This window comes from Pseudoxanthomonas sp. SGNA-20 (assembly GCF_003931635.1).
GTDB lineage: Bacteria > Pseudomonadota > Gammaproteobacteria > Xanthomonadales > Xanthomonadaceae > Pseudoxanthomonas.
This window is the reverse complement of the sequence record NZ_RRYK01000001.1, coordinates 159463-172547: the sequence shown is the minus strand read 5'-3', so window position 1 is coordinate 172547 and position 13085 is coordinate 159463. Positions and strand designations below refer to the sequence as shown.

Here is a 13085-nt window from a genome sequence, read left to right as displayed (position 1 = left end):
GATCGCCCGTGTTGCGATGGGTGCTCCTGGGGCTGGTCCTGCTGCTGGGATGGCTGCAGTACCGGCTCTGGTTCGGCATCGGCAACGCGGGCGAGGTCACCGCGCTGGCGGCGCAGGTCGAGGCCCAGCGCCGCGAGAACGCGGGCCTGGAGGAACGCAACGCCGCGCTCGCGGCCGAGGTGCGCGACCTCAAGGAGGGCGTGGCCGCGGTCGAGGAGCGCGCGCGCAGCGAGCTGGGCATGATCAAGCCGGGCGAGGTGTTCTATCGCGTGGTCGAGGACACCCCGCCGCGCCCGCTGCCGCCCCCGCCGGCGGCGGAGGAGGACTGATGGGCGGCATCTGGGCGGTGGTGCCCGCGGCGGGCCGCGGCACCCGTTTCGGCGGCGAGGTCCCCAAGCAATACCTGGAAGTGGCCGGCAAGCCGTTGCTGGTGCACACCCTCGACGCGCTGCTGGCGCACCCGGCGGTGGCCGGGGTGGTGGTGGCGCTGTCCGGCGACGACCCGCGCTGGCCTGGCTGGCACGAGTACCGCGGCAAGCCGCTGCTGGCCTGCACCGGCGGCGACAGCCGCGCCGCCTCGGTGCTGGCCGCGCTGCAGGCGCTGCCCGAATCGGTGCGCCCGGACGATTTCGTGCTGGTCCACGATGCCGCCCGTCCCAACCTGGCGCTGAAGGACCTGGACCGGTTGCTGGAGCGCGGCCGGCTCGATCCGGTCGGCGCGATCCTGGCCGCGCCGGTGCGCGACACCCTCAAGCGCGCCGGCGACGACGGCGGCATCGACCGCACCGAGCCGCGCGAGCGGCTGTGGCGCGCGCTGACCCCGCAGCTGTTCCGGCGCCTGCAGCTGACCCGCGCCCTGGAGGCCGCCGCGGCCGCAGGGGTGGAGGTCACCGACGAGGCCATGGCGTTCGAACTGCAGGGCCAGCGCCCGCTGCTGGTGGAAGGCCGCGAGGACAACTTCAAGGTCACCACGCCCGCCGACCTGGCACGGTTCGAGTTCGAGCTTTCGCGCCGCTGAGCGGTGCCGGCACGACAGGGAGGTCGTGATGGCGAAGGTGGGAAGGTTCTTCCGCGACGCGTTGCTGGCTGACCCGGATGGCCGCCTGTTGTGGCGGTCGTTCCTGGCCTTCCTGGTCTCCCTCGCCGGTGCCCTGGCCTGCGTCGCGCTCGGGCTTGCCGTGCTGGAGCTTGCAGGCCTTCCGAGGGACGGAATGGACCAGGTCGACGCCGGTACCGGATGGCGCGCCTTCATCGGGGGCGTCCTGTTCGCGCCGGTGGTGGAGACCCTGCTGCTGGGCGGGATGCTGGCGCTGATGCCAGGGCGCTGGAGCATCCCGTCCAGGGCCTTGCTCGCAGGCTTGCTCTGGGGGCTGCTGCATGGCCTGGTCGCGCCGATCTGGTTCATCGGCACCTGGTTCCCGTTCTTCGTCTTCAGCTGTTGCTGGATGACCTGGCGCCGGCGCTCCTTCCGCCACGCCTTCGCCGCCGCGGCGCTGCCGCATGCGCTGCAGAACCTGGTGGCGTTCTGGCCCGACATCCTCGCTGGCTGAGGGGATACGCCCGGTCCTGCCACCCGGAGGGCACAATAGGCACGACGTGCCGGACCGTCCGGCAACGACCGGAACCTGCGACATGGCAATCGACATCCCTCCCTTCCGCATCGGCCAGGGCTACGACGTCCACGTGTTCGGCGAGGGCGACCACGTGATGCTTGGCGGCGTGCGCGTGCCGCACGAGCGCGGCGTGGTCGCGCACAGCGACGGCGACGTGGCCCTGCATGCGCTGTGCGACGCCATCCTCGGCGCGCTGGCGCTGGGCGACATCGGCGTGCACTTCCCGCCCAGCGACGAGCGCTGGCGCGGCGCCGACAGCCTGGTGCTGCTGCGCCACTGCGTCGGCCTGGTGGCCGGCTGCGGCTGGAAGCTGGGCAACGCCGACATCACCATCGTCTGCGAGCGGCCCAAGGTCGGCCCGCACGCGGCGCAGATGCGCCAGCGCATCGCCGAGGCCTGCGGCGTGGACCTGGACGCGATCAGCGTCAAGGCCACCACCAGCGAGAAGCTGGGCTTCACCGGCCGCGGCGAGGGCATCGCCGCGCAGGCGGTGGCGCTGCTGGTGCGCGCGTGAACGCGCCGATGCAGGCCTTCGGCGCGCCGGTGCTGGCGGCGCGGATCCGCTCCGTCCCGGAGGATTTCCGGGTCGAGGAACTGGACGGTTTCGAGGCCAGCGGCGACGGCGAGCACCTGCTGCTGACCATCGAGAAGCGCGGCATGAACACCGGCTTCGTCGCCGGGGAGATCGCGCGCTGGGCCGGGGTGCCGGAGGTGGCGGTCGGCTATGCCGGGCTCAAGGACCGCCACGCGGTCACCGTGCAGCGCTTCAGCGTGCAGCTGCCCGGGCGCGAGCCGCCACCGCTGGATGCGCTGGAGCGCGAGGGCCTGCGCGTGCTGGCCCAGGCCCGCCACAGGCGCAAGCTGCCGCGCGGGGCGCTGGCCGGCAACCGCTTCGTGCTGGTGCTGCGCGGGGTGCAGGGCGAACACGCGGCGATCGAGGAGCGGTTGCGGCAGGTCGCCGCCCGCGGCGTGCCCAATGCCTTCGGCGACCAGCGCTTCGGCCATGGCGGCGGCAACATCGCCAAGGCGCTGGCGATGTTCGCCGGCAAGCGGGTGGGGCGCGAGCAGCGTTCGATGCTGCTGTCGGCGGCGCGCTCGGCGCTGTTCAACCAGGTGCTGGCCGCGCGCGTGGCCGACGGCAGCTGGGACCGCGGCCTGGACGGCGAGGTCTGGGCCCTGGAGGGCAGCCGCAGCGTGTTCGGACCAGAGCCGATGACGGAAGACATCGCCAGGCGCCTGGCCGCGTTCGACATCCATCCCAGCGGTCCGCTGTGGGGCCGCGGCGCGCCGCGCAGCGAAGGCGCCTGCCAGGCGCTGGAGCTGGCGGCGATGGACGACCCGACATCGCTGAAGCTGCGCGAGGGCCTGGAACGCGCCGGCCTGGAGCAGGAGCGGCGCGCGCTGCGCCTGCGCCCGCAGGGACTGGCCTGGCGCTGGCTTGCCGATGACCTGCTGGAACTGGCGTTCGCGTTGCCGGCCGGCTGCTACGCGACCGCGGTGCTGGACCAGCTGGGCCGGATCGAGGATGCCGCGGCACGCCCACCGGCCGCGGGCGGGGAAGGCGGCCCGGCGCCCGCGTAGCCCGGATCGGCGAAGCGCGTCCGGTACTTGGCGGGCGTGTCCTCCCGGATGCGGCCTGCGGCCCTGTCCGGGCTACGCCACCGGTCCCGGCCTGCGGCGGCCGGATCGGGCCGCCGGAAACACGAAGGGCGCCGCAAGGCGCCCTTCGTGCCTGTGCCTGCTGGCGCTGGCGTCAGAAGCCGCCGCCGAAGGTGAACTGCAGGCGCTCCAGCTCGTCGCCTTCCTTCTTGCGGAACGGGAACGCGTAGCTGATCGAGATCGGGCCCACCGGGGCGCGCCACAGCAGGGCCACGCCGGCGGAGGCGCGCAGCTCGCCGCTGTCGAAGTCGTCGATGCCGTTGTACACGTTGCCGAAGTCGACGAAGGCCGAGACGCGCGCGGCATTGCTGTCGAACAGCTTGGGGAACACCATCTCGATCTGGCCGACGGTCTTCAGCGAGCCGCCCATCGGCTGGCCGCGGTAGCCGGCGATGACCTCCGAGCGCGGACCCAGGGTGTTGTCGCGGAAGCCGCGCACCGAGCGGGTGCCGCCGGCGTAGAAGTTCTCGAAGAACGGCAGCCCGGAAGCGGTGACGGTCTTGCGGTAGCCGGCCGCGTCCGGCGTGCAGGGATCGGCGGTGGTGCCGTCGACCGGGACGCACAGGTGGCGGGTGGTCTCGCTGCCGTAGCTGTCGCCATAGCCCAGGTCCAGGCCGGTGCGCAGCACGAACGCCGGGCTCAGGCGCCAGTAGCGCGAGAACTCGTAGCTGAGCTTGTAGTACTCGGCGGTCGAGCCGGGCAGGGTGGTTTCCAGGCCCACGCGCTGGTAGGTGCCGCGGGTGGGCATGAAGAAGTCGTTGCGGGTGTCGCGCGCCCAGCCCAGCTCGGTGCGCCAGGCGTGGAAGGTGCGCTGGCCGACCGCGTCGAGGTAGTCGACGATCGCCTGCGGGGTGTAGCCGCCCCAGGCCTGGATCTGGTTGCTGTCGATGCCGAACAGCAGCGAGACCGAGCTGTGCTCGGTGATCGGCAGGCCCAGCACGGTCTGCACCGCGGCGTTGGTGCTGTTGTACTGGGCGGTGTTGAAGTCCGAGTAGTCCAGCTCGCGCCACCAGACGTTGTAGCCCAGCGACACGCCCTCGTCGGTGAAGAACGGGTTGATGTAGGAGAACGCGTAGCGCTGCAGGTAGTCGCTGCGCTGCGCCTCCACCGACACGCGGTTGCCGCCGCCGAGGAAGTTGCTCTGCGACAGCTGCACCGAGGCGGTCATGCCGGCCAGCTGCGAGTAGCCGAGGCCGAACACGAAGCTGCCGGAGGTGGTCTCCTTGACGTTGAACACCACGTCCACCTGGTCGCCGCTGCCCGGCACCTGCGGGGTCTCGACCTCGACGGTCTCGAAGTAGCCCAGGCGGCGCAGGCGCACGGTGGAGCGGTCGATCGCCGCCTGCGAATACCAGGCGTTCTCGAACTGGCGCATCTCGCGGCGCAGGACCTCGTCGGAGGTGCGGGTGTTGCCCTTGAACACGATCCGGCGCACGTTCACGCGCGGGCCGGGGATCACCTGCAGGTTGATCGCCACGGTGCGGTCGGCGCGGTTCGGGGTCGGGATCGGGTTGACCCGGGCGAAGGCGTAGCCGATGTTGCTGAGGGTGTTGGTGATGGCGTCGGCGCTGGCTTCAAGCAGCACGCGCGAGAAGGTGTCGCCGGCCTTGGGGATCACCATGCGCTCGACCACGTCCTGCGGCAGGATGGTGTCGCCGGTGACCTTGATTTCGGAGATCTTGTAGACCTCGCCCTCGGTGATCGAGGTGCTCAGGTACATCTCGCGCTTGTCGGGGCTGATCGACACCTGGGTGGAGTCGATGCTGAAGTCCACGTAGCCGCGGTCCAGGTACCAGGAGTTGAGCTTCTCCATGTCGCCGGAGAGCTTTTCCTTGGAGTACTGGTCGTCGCGGCGGTACCAGGACATCCACGAGCTTTCCTTGGACTCCCAGGTATCCAGGATCTCCTCGGTGTCGAAGGACTCGGCGCCCACCAGGTTGACGTGGCGGATCTTGGCCGCCTTGCCTTCCTTGATGTCGATGGTCACGTCCACGCGGTTGCGGTCCAGCTGGCTGACCGTGGGCGTGATCTGGACGTTGTACTTGCCGCGGTTGTTGTACTGGCGGGTCAGCTCCTGGGTGACGCGGTCCAGTGCCAGGCGGTCGAAGGTCTCGCCCTCGGCCAGGCCGATGTCCTGCAGGCCGCGCAGCAGGTCCTCGCTCTTGATGTCCTTGTTGCCGTTGAGCGTGAGCTTGTTGATCGCCGGGCGCTCGGTGACGGTGATCACCAGGATGTCGCCCTGGCGGTCCAGGCGCACGTCCTCGAAGAAGCCGGTGCGGTACAGGGCGCGCACGGTGTCGCCGGCCTTGGACGCGTCCAGGGTCTCGCCGCGCTCCACCGGCAGGTAGGTGAAGACCGTGCCGGCCGCGATGCGCTGCAGCCCGTCGATGCGGATGTCCGCGACGGTGAACGGCTCGGCCGTCTGCGCCATCGCCGACAGGCTCAGGGACGAGGCGAGGGCGAGGGCGAGCAGGCGGCGAACGGGGAATCGCGTCATGTCACATCCGGTGGAAAACGGGTATCGGGGCAGGAATCGCCGGCGCCGCGCGCCGGTGGTCGTCAGGGTCATCGCGGGAGCAGGCCGAGCAGGTCGTTGTAGAAGGCCAGGCCCATCAGGCCGGCCAGCAGGGCCAGGCCGACGTACTGGCCGGTGGCCATCGCCCGCTCGCTCAACGGACTGCCCTTGATCAACTCGATCGAATAATACAGGAGGTGGCCGCCGTCCAAGACCGGGATCGGCAGCAGGTTGATGATGGCCAGGCTCAGCGACAGCAGGGCCAGGAAGTACAGGAACCAGTCGGCGCCACGCTTGGCCGAGGCGTTGGCGGCACGGGCGATGGTGACCGGGCCGGAGAGGTTCTTCACCGAGGCCTCGCCGGTGACCATGCGCCGCATCATGCCCAGCGAGTCGGAGGCCAGGCGGCCGGTCTCGCGCAGCGCCACCGGCAGGGCCGCCAGCGGGCCGTAGCGCTGCACCGCGTCATAGGCCGGGGCCTGCGGCGGGGCCAGGACGATGCCCAGCTCCCACGCGCCGGCGCGGGCCGGATCGGTGCTGCGCCGCGGCTCCAGCTCGATCGCCAGGCGCTCGCCCTCGCGCTCGACCTCGATCATGCCCGGGCCGCCACGCTCGCCCAGGGCGCGCACCAGCGGCGCGACCTCGTCGGCGGCGTTCACCGCCTGGCCGTCGATCGCCAGGATCACGTCGCCCGGCAGCAGGGCGCCGGCGGCGGCGCCGTCCGCGCGGACCTGGTCGACCCGGGCCGGGGCCAGCATGAACTGCCAGGCCAGGCCGGCGTGCTCGGCCAGGCGGCGCTCGTCCAGCTGGTCCGGCAGGCGCGACAGGCGCAGGGTGCGGGTGGCGACACGGCCGGCGGGATCCTCGACCGTGACCTCGATGTCGCGGCGGTCCAGCGCCGGGGCGGCCAGGGCCAGGCTGGCATCGGTCCAGGTCGCGACCTGGCGGCCGTCGACCGCGACCAGGCGGTCACCGCGCTGCAGACCGGCCTCGGCGGCCACGCCCCCGACCCGGCCCAGCACCGGGGCGTAGTCCTGGCGGCCGACCATGAACATCACCCACAGCAGGGCCACGCACAGCAGCAGGTTGGCGAGCGGGCCGGCGGCCACGATCGCGATCCGCCGCCACACGTTCTGGCGGTTGAACGCATGCGCCTGGCGGGTGACCGGGACATCGCCCTCGCGCTCGTCCAGCATCTTCACGTAGCCGCCCAGCGGGATGGCGGCGATGGCGAACTCGGTGCCGGCGCGGTTGCGGCGCGACCACAGCGGCTTGCCGAAGCCGACGGAGAAGCGCAGCACGTCCACGCCGCAGCGGCGGGCCACCCAGTAGTGGCCGAACTCATGGAAGGTCACCAGCAGCCCGAGGCTGACGATGAGCCACCAGACGGAGCCGAGGAACTCACCCATGGCGGGCATCCTGGAGCGGGGTGGCTGGGGCACCGCTGGGGGAACGGTGGTCGATCATCTGGCGGGTCACTCGGCGCGCGTCCGCGTCGGCCTGCAGCAGCGCCTCCAGGGAACTGGCGGGCGCGGCCGGCAATGCGGCGAGGGCATCCTCGACCAGCGCGGGAATGGCTAGGAAACCCACGCGCCCCTGAAGAAAGGCTGAAACCGCCTCCTCGTTGGCGGCGTTGAGCACCGCCGGGGCGGTGCCGCCGGCATCCATCGCCCCGCGCGCCAGGCGCAGGCAGGGGAAGGCGTCCATGTCCGGCGGCTCGAACTCCAGCCGGCCCTGGGCCAGCAGGTCCAGCCCGGCCACGCCGGACTCGATCCGCTCCGGCCAGCCCAGGCCCACCGCCAGGGCGGTGCGCATGTCCGGCAGGCCCAGCTGGGCCAGGGTGGAGCCGTCCACGTACTCGACCAGGGCGTGGACCAGGCTCTGCGGGTGAACCAGCACGTCGATCCGCGAGCCGGGCAGGCCGAACAGGTGGTGGGCCTCAATCACCTCCAGGCCCTTGTTCATCAGGGTGGCCGAGTCGACCGAGATCTTCGGGCCCATCGACCACTTGGGATGGGCCACGGCCTGGGCCGGGGTGACCTCGGCCAACGAGGCCCGGCTGCGGCCGCGGAACGGGCCGCCGGAGGCGGTCAGCACGATCCGGCGCACGTCCTGGCCGCGGCAGGCGCGCAGGCACTGGAACACCGCGCTGTGCTCGCTGTCGATCGGCACGATGGTGGCGCCGGCGTCGCGCGCGGCGGCCATCACCAGCTCGCCGGCCAGCACCAGCGATTCCTTGTTGGCCAGCAGCAGGCGCTTGCCGGCGCGGGCCGCGGCCAGGGTGGAGCCGAGGCCGGCGGCGCCGACGATGGCGGCGACCACGGTGTCGCAATCGGGGCCGGCGGCCAGCGCCTCCAGGGCCTCGCTGCCGGCGTGGGCGCGGGTGGCCAGGCCGGCAGCGCGCAGCCCGTCGCGCAGGCGCGGGAACAGTGCCGGGTCGGCGATCACCGCGTGCTCGGGGCGGTGGGCGATGCACAGCTGGACCAGGGCATCGACCCGGCCGCCGGCGGCCAGCACGGTGGCGCGCATGCGCCGGGGATGGCGGGCGATGACATCGAGGGCCGAGGTCCCGATGGAGCCGGTGGCTCCGAGGACGGCGACCCGGCGGATGTCGGCGGGGGAAGACATGGGGAAGGCCTCGCTCAGAACCCGGCGATTTCCTTGCCGATGGCGAAGACCGGCAGGGCGGCGAGGACGCCGTCGATGCGGTCCAGTACGCCGCCGTGGCCCGGGATCAGGTCGCCGGAATCCTTCACCCCGGCCTGGCGCTTGAGCAGGCTCTCGACCAGGTCGCCGACGATCGAGGCCAGGGCCGCGACCAGCGCGACCAGCGCCAGGCCCGGCCACTGCGCCACGCCGGCGCCGGCCAGGGCGCCGAAGGCCAGGGCCACCAGCACCGCGCCGGCAATGCCGCCCAGCGCGCCCTCGACCGTCTTGTTGGGGCTGATGGTCGGCGCCAGCTTGCGCCGGCCCAGGTGGCGGCCGGCGAAGTAGGCACCGGTGTCGGCCGCCCAGACCAGGGCCAGCGCGGCCAGCAGCCAGCGGTGGGCCATCGGCTCGCCCGGACCGCCGAGGGCGGCGAAGCTGTCCGAGTGCACCAGGCACAGGGCGCACCACGCCGGGACCACGGCCAGGGTGCCGGCGGCCAGCTTGAGCGCGCGGTTGGCGGGGCGGTCGGCGGCGCCGAAGCCCGGGCGCCACAGCCACAGCAGGGACAGCACCCAGCCGGCGGCGCCGGCCAGGGTCGCCAGCTGGAACAGCACCGGCGAGAAGCCGGCCTCGCTGCGCGAGGCCCAGACCAGCAGGACCATCAGCAGCAGGTTCAGGCCCACCAGCACGGTGCGCGGCAGGCTGTCGTCGACCCCGGCCAGCTTCAGCCATTCCCACAGGCCGGTCAGCATGGCCAGGGCGGCCACGGCGGCCAGCCACGGGGTGGGCAGCAGCAGGATGGCGGCGATGGCCGTTGGGGCCATCACCAGGGCAGCAATCACGCGGGTGCGGGTCATGCGGAGGTCTCCGCTGCGGCGATCTGCGCGCTGGTCAGGCCGAACCGGCGCTCGCGCCGGCCGAAGTCGTCCAGGGCACGCTGCAGCACGCTGGCGTCCACGTCGGGCCAGAGCGTGTCGGTGAACCACAGCTCGGTGTAGGCCAGCTGCCAGAGCAGGAAGTTGCTGATCCGGTGGTCGCCACCGGTGCGGATGAACAGGTCCGGCGGGGGCAGGTCGGCCAGGGCGACGTGGGCGGCCATGGCCGCCTCGTCGATCCGCTCCGGGTCCAGGCGCCCGGCGGCCACCTCGCGCGCCAGGGCGCGGGCGGCGAAGGCGATGTCCTGGCGCCCGCCGTAGCTGGCGGCAACGGCCAGCTCGAGGCGGCCGTTGCCGGCGGTCTGCGCCTCGGCGGCGGCCATGCGCTCGCGGATCGCCGGGGAAAAGCGCTCGCGGTCGCCGATGAAGCGCAGGCGCACGCCGCGCTTGTCCAGCGCCCCGACCTCGCGTTCCAGCGCGCCCAGGAACAGCTTCATCAGGGCGTTGACTTCCTCCTCGGGCCGGCCCCAGTTTTCGCTGGAGAAGGCGAACAGGGTCAGCGCCCCGATGCCCCGGTCCAGGCAGAAGTCGATGGTGCGCTCGGCCGCGCGCGCGCCGGCGCGGTGGCCGACCACGCGCGGGCGGCGGCGGCGCTGCGCCCAGCGGCCGTTGCCGTCCATGATGACGGCAAGGTGGCGGGGGACCGGGGTGCGTTCTGGGGCGGACATGAGGGTCATGCGGATGGCAGACCGCTCAGACCGCCATCAGTTCCTGTTCCTTGGCCTTGACCACCTCGTCGACGTCCTTGATCGCCTTGTCGGTGATCTTCTGGATCTCGTCCTCGGCGCGGCGCACGTCGTCCTCGCTGATCTGCTTTTCCTTCAGCAGGTCCTTGACCTTCTGGTTGGCGTCGCGGCGGATGTTGCGGATGGCGACCTTGGCGTCCTCGCCCTCGCCGGCCACGACCTTGGCCAGCTCACGGCGGCGCTCCTCGGTCAGCGGCGGCAGGTTCAGGCGGATGGTGGTGCCGGCGGTGTTGGGGGTCAGGCCCAGGTCCGAGCCGAGGATGGCCTTCTCGATCGGGCCGACCATGCCCTTGTCCCAGGGCTGGATGACCAGGGAGCGGGCGTCGGACACGGAGACGGCGGCCACCTGCGACAGCGGGACCTCGCTGCCGTACGCGCTGACCCTGATCGAGTCGACCAGGCCGGTGGAGGCGCGCCCGGTGCGGACCTTGACGAGGTTGTGGCGCAGGGCCTCGATGCTCTTGGCCATGCGTGCCTGCGCGTCTTGCTTGATTTCGTTGATCATCGCCGTGTTTCCTGGTGGAGCCGAATCGGCCGATTATACGGGTAATGCCATCCCTGGCCCCGGGCGCGGCGGCAAGGCACGAAAAAGGGCCGCGCGTGCGCGGCCCTTCGCGGGGTCGGGGTGCGGCGGCCGCGGTCAGCGGCGGGCGCGGACCAGGGTGCCGATCGGCTCGCCGCGCAGGATGCCCATCAGGTTGCCCGGCACCGACAGGTCGTAGACCCGCAGCGGGATGCCGTGGTCGCGGCACAGGGCAAAGGCGGCGGTGTCCATCACCTGCAGGTCGCGGGCGATGACCTCGTTGTGGTCCAGTTCCTCGAAGCGCACTGCGTCGGGGTGCTTCTTCGGGTCCTTGTCGTACACGCCGTCGACCTTGGTGGCCTTCAGCAGCAGGTCGGCGTTGATCTCGATCGCGCGCAGGGCGGCGGCCGAGTCGGTGGTGAAGAACGGGTTGCCGGTGCCGGCGGCGAAGATCGCGATGCGGCCCTTCTCCAGGTGGCGCACGGCGCGGCGGCGGATGTAGTCCTCGCACACGTCGTTGATCTTGATCGCGCTCATCACCCGGACCTTGCCGCCGAGCTTCTCCAGCGCGTCCTGCATGGCCAGGGCGTTGATCACCGTGGCCAGCATGCCCATCTGGTCGCCGGTCACCCGGTCCATGCCGCCGGCGGCCAGGCCGGCGCCACGGAAGATGTTGCCGCCGCCGATCACCAGGGCGATCTCGGCACCGGCCTCGCGGGCCTCCATCACCTCGCCGGCGATGCGCCGGATCACCACCGGGTCGATGCCGTAGTCCTCCGACCCCATCAGCGCCTCTCCCGAAAGTTTCAGCAGCACGCGACGGTGGACGAGATCGGACATGGGGGGCCTCGGGAGTGGGGTGGACAAACGCGGGGATTCTAGCGGAAACCCCGGCGCCTGCGCCCGCACATCCTCACTGCCCGTGCTGGCCCACCTGGTTGCGGCCGCGGCGCTTGGCCAGGTACAGGGCCTGGTCGGCGGCCTGGAGCATGGCGCGGGCGTCGGCGAACGGGCTGTCGTGGCCGTCGCGGCTGGCGACGCCGGCGGAGAAGGTCACGTACAGCGGGTGGCCATCGACCACCGCCATCGGGGTGCGCGCGGTCTCCTCGAGGATCCGCCGCAGCACCCGTGCCGCGGCGGCCTCGTTGGAATGGGCCAGCACCACCAGGAACTCCTCGCCGCCGTAGCGCGCGACCAGGTCGGTGCTGCGCAGCAGGCGCTGCAGGGTCTGGGCGAACTGGCGCAGGACCTGGTCGCCGACCAGGTGGCCGTGGCGGTCGTTGATCTGCTTGAAGCCGTCCAGGTCGACGAAGGCGATCGACAGCGGCTGGCCGGCGGCGCTGGCGGCGGCGAACTCGCGCTCCAGCGCCTCCTCCAGCTGCATGCGGTTGTAGACCCCGGTCAGCGGGTCGCGCCGGGCCTGTTCGGTCAGGTGGCGGATGTGCTCGCGCGAGGCGTCGGCCTCGCGGCGGGCGCGGGCGGCCTCCTGGATCTCGCGCAGGTTGCGCAGCACCAGCAGCTCGCGCGCCTGCTCGATGATCGCCTGCAGGTGCGCCGGCTGCACGATGCGCATGTCGAACAGGGCGCCGAAGCCCTGCGCCGCCGAGGCCATCTGCGCCAGCAGGCTGTCCAGGGTGCCGGGGCCGCCGATGCCGCCGGCCTCGATCCGGGCCTCGGCCGCGGTGCGCAGGGCACCGTCGGGGTCATCGTCGGCCAGCCACAGGGTGGCCACCGCGCCGGAGGCGAACACGCACGCCTGGAAGGCGTTGGCCGGGGCCGGGCAGCCCTCGCTGGCGGCGATCGCGTCGCACAGGTGGTCGGGCAGCTGCCACTGCCGGGCCAGCCAGGCGCCGGCCGCGGCATGGTCGTCGCCGAGCACCTCGCGCTCGCGCTCCAGCGGTGCCGGGACGCGGCCGCCGTCCTGCAGGGCCAGCCAGGCATCGGGGCGGGCCTGCAGCAGGGCCAGGGCGCCGATGTCCTGCAGCAGGCCGGCCAGCATCAGGTCCTCCAGCCGTTCCAGCCCGGCGTGCTCGCCCAGCAGGCGAGCGGCCAGGGCCGACAGCACGCTGCGCTTCCACAGCCGTTCCTGCTCGGCGGCGGCGCCGTCGGTGGCGCGCAGGCCGCGGGCCAGGGAGAAGCCCAGGGCCAGGCTCAGGGTGGCGTTGAGGCCCAGCATGGTGGTCGCCTGGGCCAGGGTCTCGACCCGGCGGCGCCCTGCGTACAGCGGGGAATTGGCCACCCGCAGCAGGCGCGCGCTGAGCGCGGGGTCCATGGCGATCACCCGCGCGGCGGTGGCCAGGTCCGCGTCGGGGTCCTGGGCCAGTTCGATGATCTGCAGGGCGATCGCCGGCGGCGACGGCAGGTTGCGGCAGTGCACGAGGCTGGCTTCGAGGTCCGGGTGCATCGTCTGTGGCTGTCAGGGGGAAACCTGCCGCCGTGGCGTGG

The 13085-nt window shown here is 72.4% G+C and carries 13 protein-coding genes; 5 read left to right on the top strand and 8 right to left on the bottom strand.

Translation table 11 applies throughout. From position 1 onward, the window contains the following. Positions 1–8: 8 nt before the first annotated feature. From ftsB to truD, 5 genes are all read left to right on the top strand, one after another. Positions 9–329, top strand: coding sequence for a cell division protein FtsB (gene ftsB, locus EIM48_RS00740; RefSeq protein WP_050992118.1), 321 nt, complete (start codon positions 9–11; stop codon positions 327–329). Then, entirely contained in the window at positions 326–1018 is a 693-nt protein-coding gene (gene ispD / locus EIM48_RS00735; RefSeq protein ID WP_125111220.1) for a 2-C-methyl-D-erythritol 4-phosphate cytidylyltransferase, read from the top strand. Before ftsB ends, ispD begins: the two co-directional genes overlap by 4 nt. Positions 1019–1046: 28 nt before the next feature. Beyond that, positions 1047–1550 carry a hypothetical protein gene (locus EIM48_RS00730; protein WP_232207884.1) on the top strand — a complete coding sequence of 168 codons (504 nt, stop codon included), beginning with the start codon at positions 1047–1049 and terminating at the stop codon, positions 1548–1550. A gap of 82 nt (positions 1551–1632) precedes the next feature. After that, complete coding sequence (ispF, locus tag EIM48_RS00725) at positions 1633–2127, top strand: 2-C-methyl-D-erythritol 2,4-cyclodiphosphate synthase (protein WP_019397581.1); 495 nt, start codon at positions 1633–1635, stop codon at positions 2125–2127. 8 nt (positions 2128–2135) lie between these two features. Then, positions 2136–3194: a tRNA pseudouridine(13) synthase TruD gene (gene truD / locus EIM48_RS00720; RefSeq protein ID WP_050992119.1), complete on the top strand. Its 1059-nt coding sequence runs from the start codon at positions 2136–2138 to the stop codon at positions 3192–3194. Positions 3195–3366: 172 nt separating this feature from the next. Here the strand turns inward: truD and bamA are convergent, their stop codons facing one another. The 8 genes from bamA to EIM48_RS00680 all read right to left on the bottom strand — a co-directional run bounded on the left by bamA (position 3367) and on the right by EIM48_RS00680 (position 13044). Further along, on the bottom strand, positions 3367–5769 hold the full coding sequence (gene bamA / locus EIM48_RS00715; protein WP_026010283.1) for an outer membrane protein assembly factor BamA: 2403 nt from the start codon (positions 5767–5769) through the stop codon (positions 3367–3369). Positions 5770–5837: 68 nt separating this feature from the next. Then, positions 5838–7196, bottom strand: coding sequence for an RIP metalloprotease RseP (rseP, locus tag EIM48_RS00710; RefSeq protein ID WP_026010284.1), 1359 nt, complete (start codon positions 7194–7196; stop codon positions 5838–5840). Further along, positions 7189–8415 carry a 1-deoxy-D-xylulose-5-phosphate reductoisomerase gene (locus tag EIM48_RS00705; protein ID WP_125110887.1) on the bottom strand — a complete coding sequence of 409 codons (1227 nt, stop codon included), beginning with the start codon at positions 8413–8415 and terminating at the stop codon, positions 7189–7191. The genes rseP and EIM48_RS00705 overlap by 8 nt, the downstream gene beginning before the upstream one ends. Before the next feature lie 14 nt (positions 8416–8429). Then, complete coding sequence (locus tag EIM48_RS00700; RefSeq protein WP_028915359.1) at positions 8430–9293, bottom strand: phosphatidate cytidylyltransferase; 864 nt, start codon at positions 9291–9293, stop codon at positions 8430–8432. Further along, positions 9290–10039, bottom strand: coding sequence for a polyprenyl diphosphate synthase (gene uppS, locus EIM48_RS00695; protein ID WP_026010285.1), 750 nt, complete (start codon positions 10037–10039; stop codon positions 9290–9292). The genes EIM48_RS00700 and uppS overlap by 4 nt, the downstream gene beginning before the upstream one ends. A 25-nt stretch (positions 10040–10064) precedes the next feature. Next, positions 10065–10622: a ribosome recycling factor gene (frr, locus tag EIM48_RS00690; protein ID WP_019397588.1), complete on the bottom strand. Its 558-nt coding sequence runs from the start codon at positions 10620–10622 to the stop codon at positions 10065–10067. A 135-nt stretch (positions 10623–10757) separates the two neighbouring features. After that, complete coding sequence (pyrH, locus tag EIM48_RS00685; protein ID WP_026010286.1) at positions 10758–11480, bottom strand: UMP kinase; 723 nt, start codon at positions 11478–11480, stop codon at positions 10758–10760. A 73-nt stretch (positions 11481–11553) separates the two neighbouring features. After that, a complete protein-coding gene (locus tag EIM48_RS00680; RefSeq protein ID WP_125110886.1) occupies positions 11554–13044 on the bottom strand; it encodes a GGDEF domain-containing protein in 1491 nt (496 codons plus the stop codon). Positions 13045–13085 lie beyond the last annotated feature (41 nt).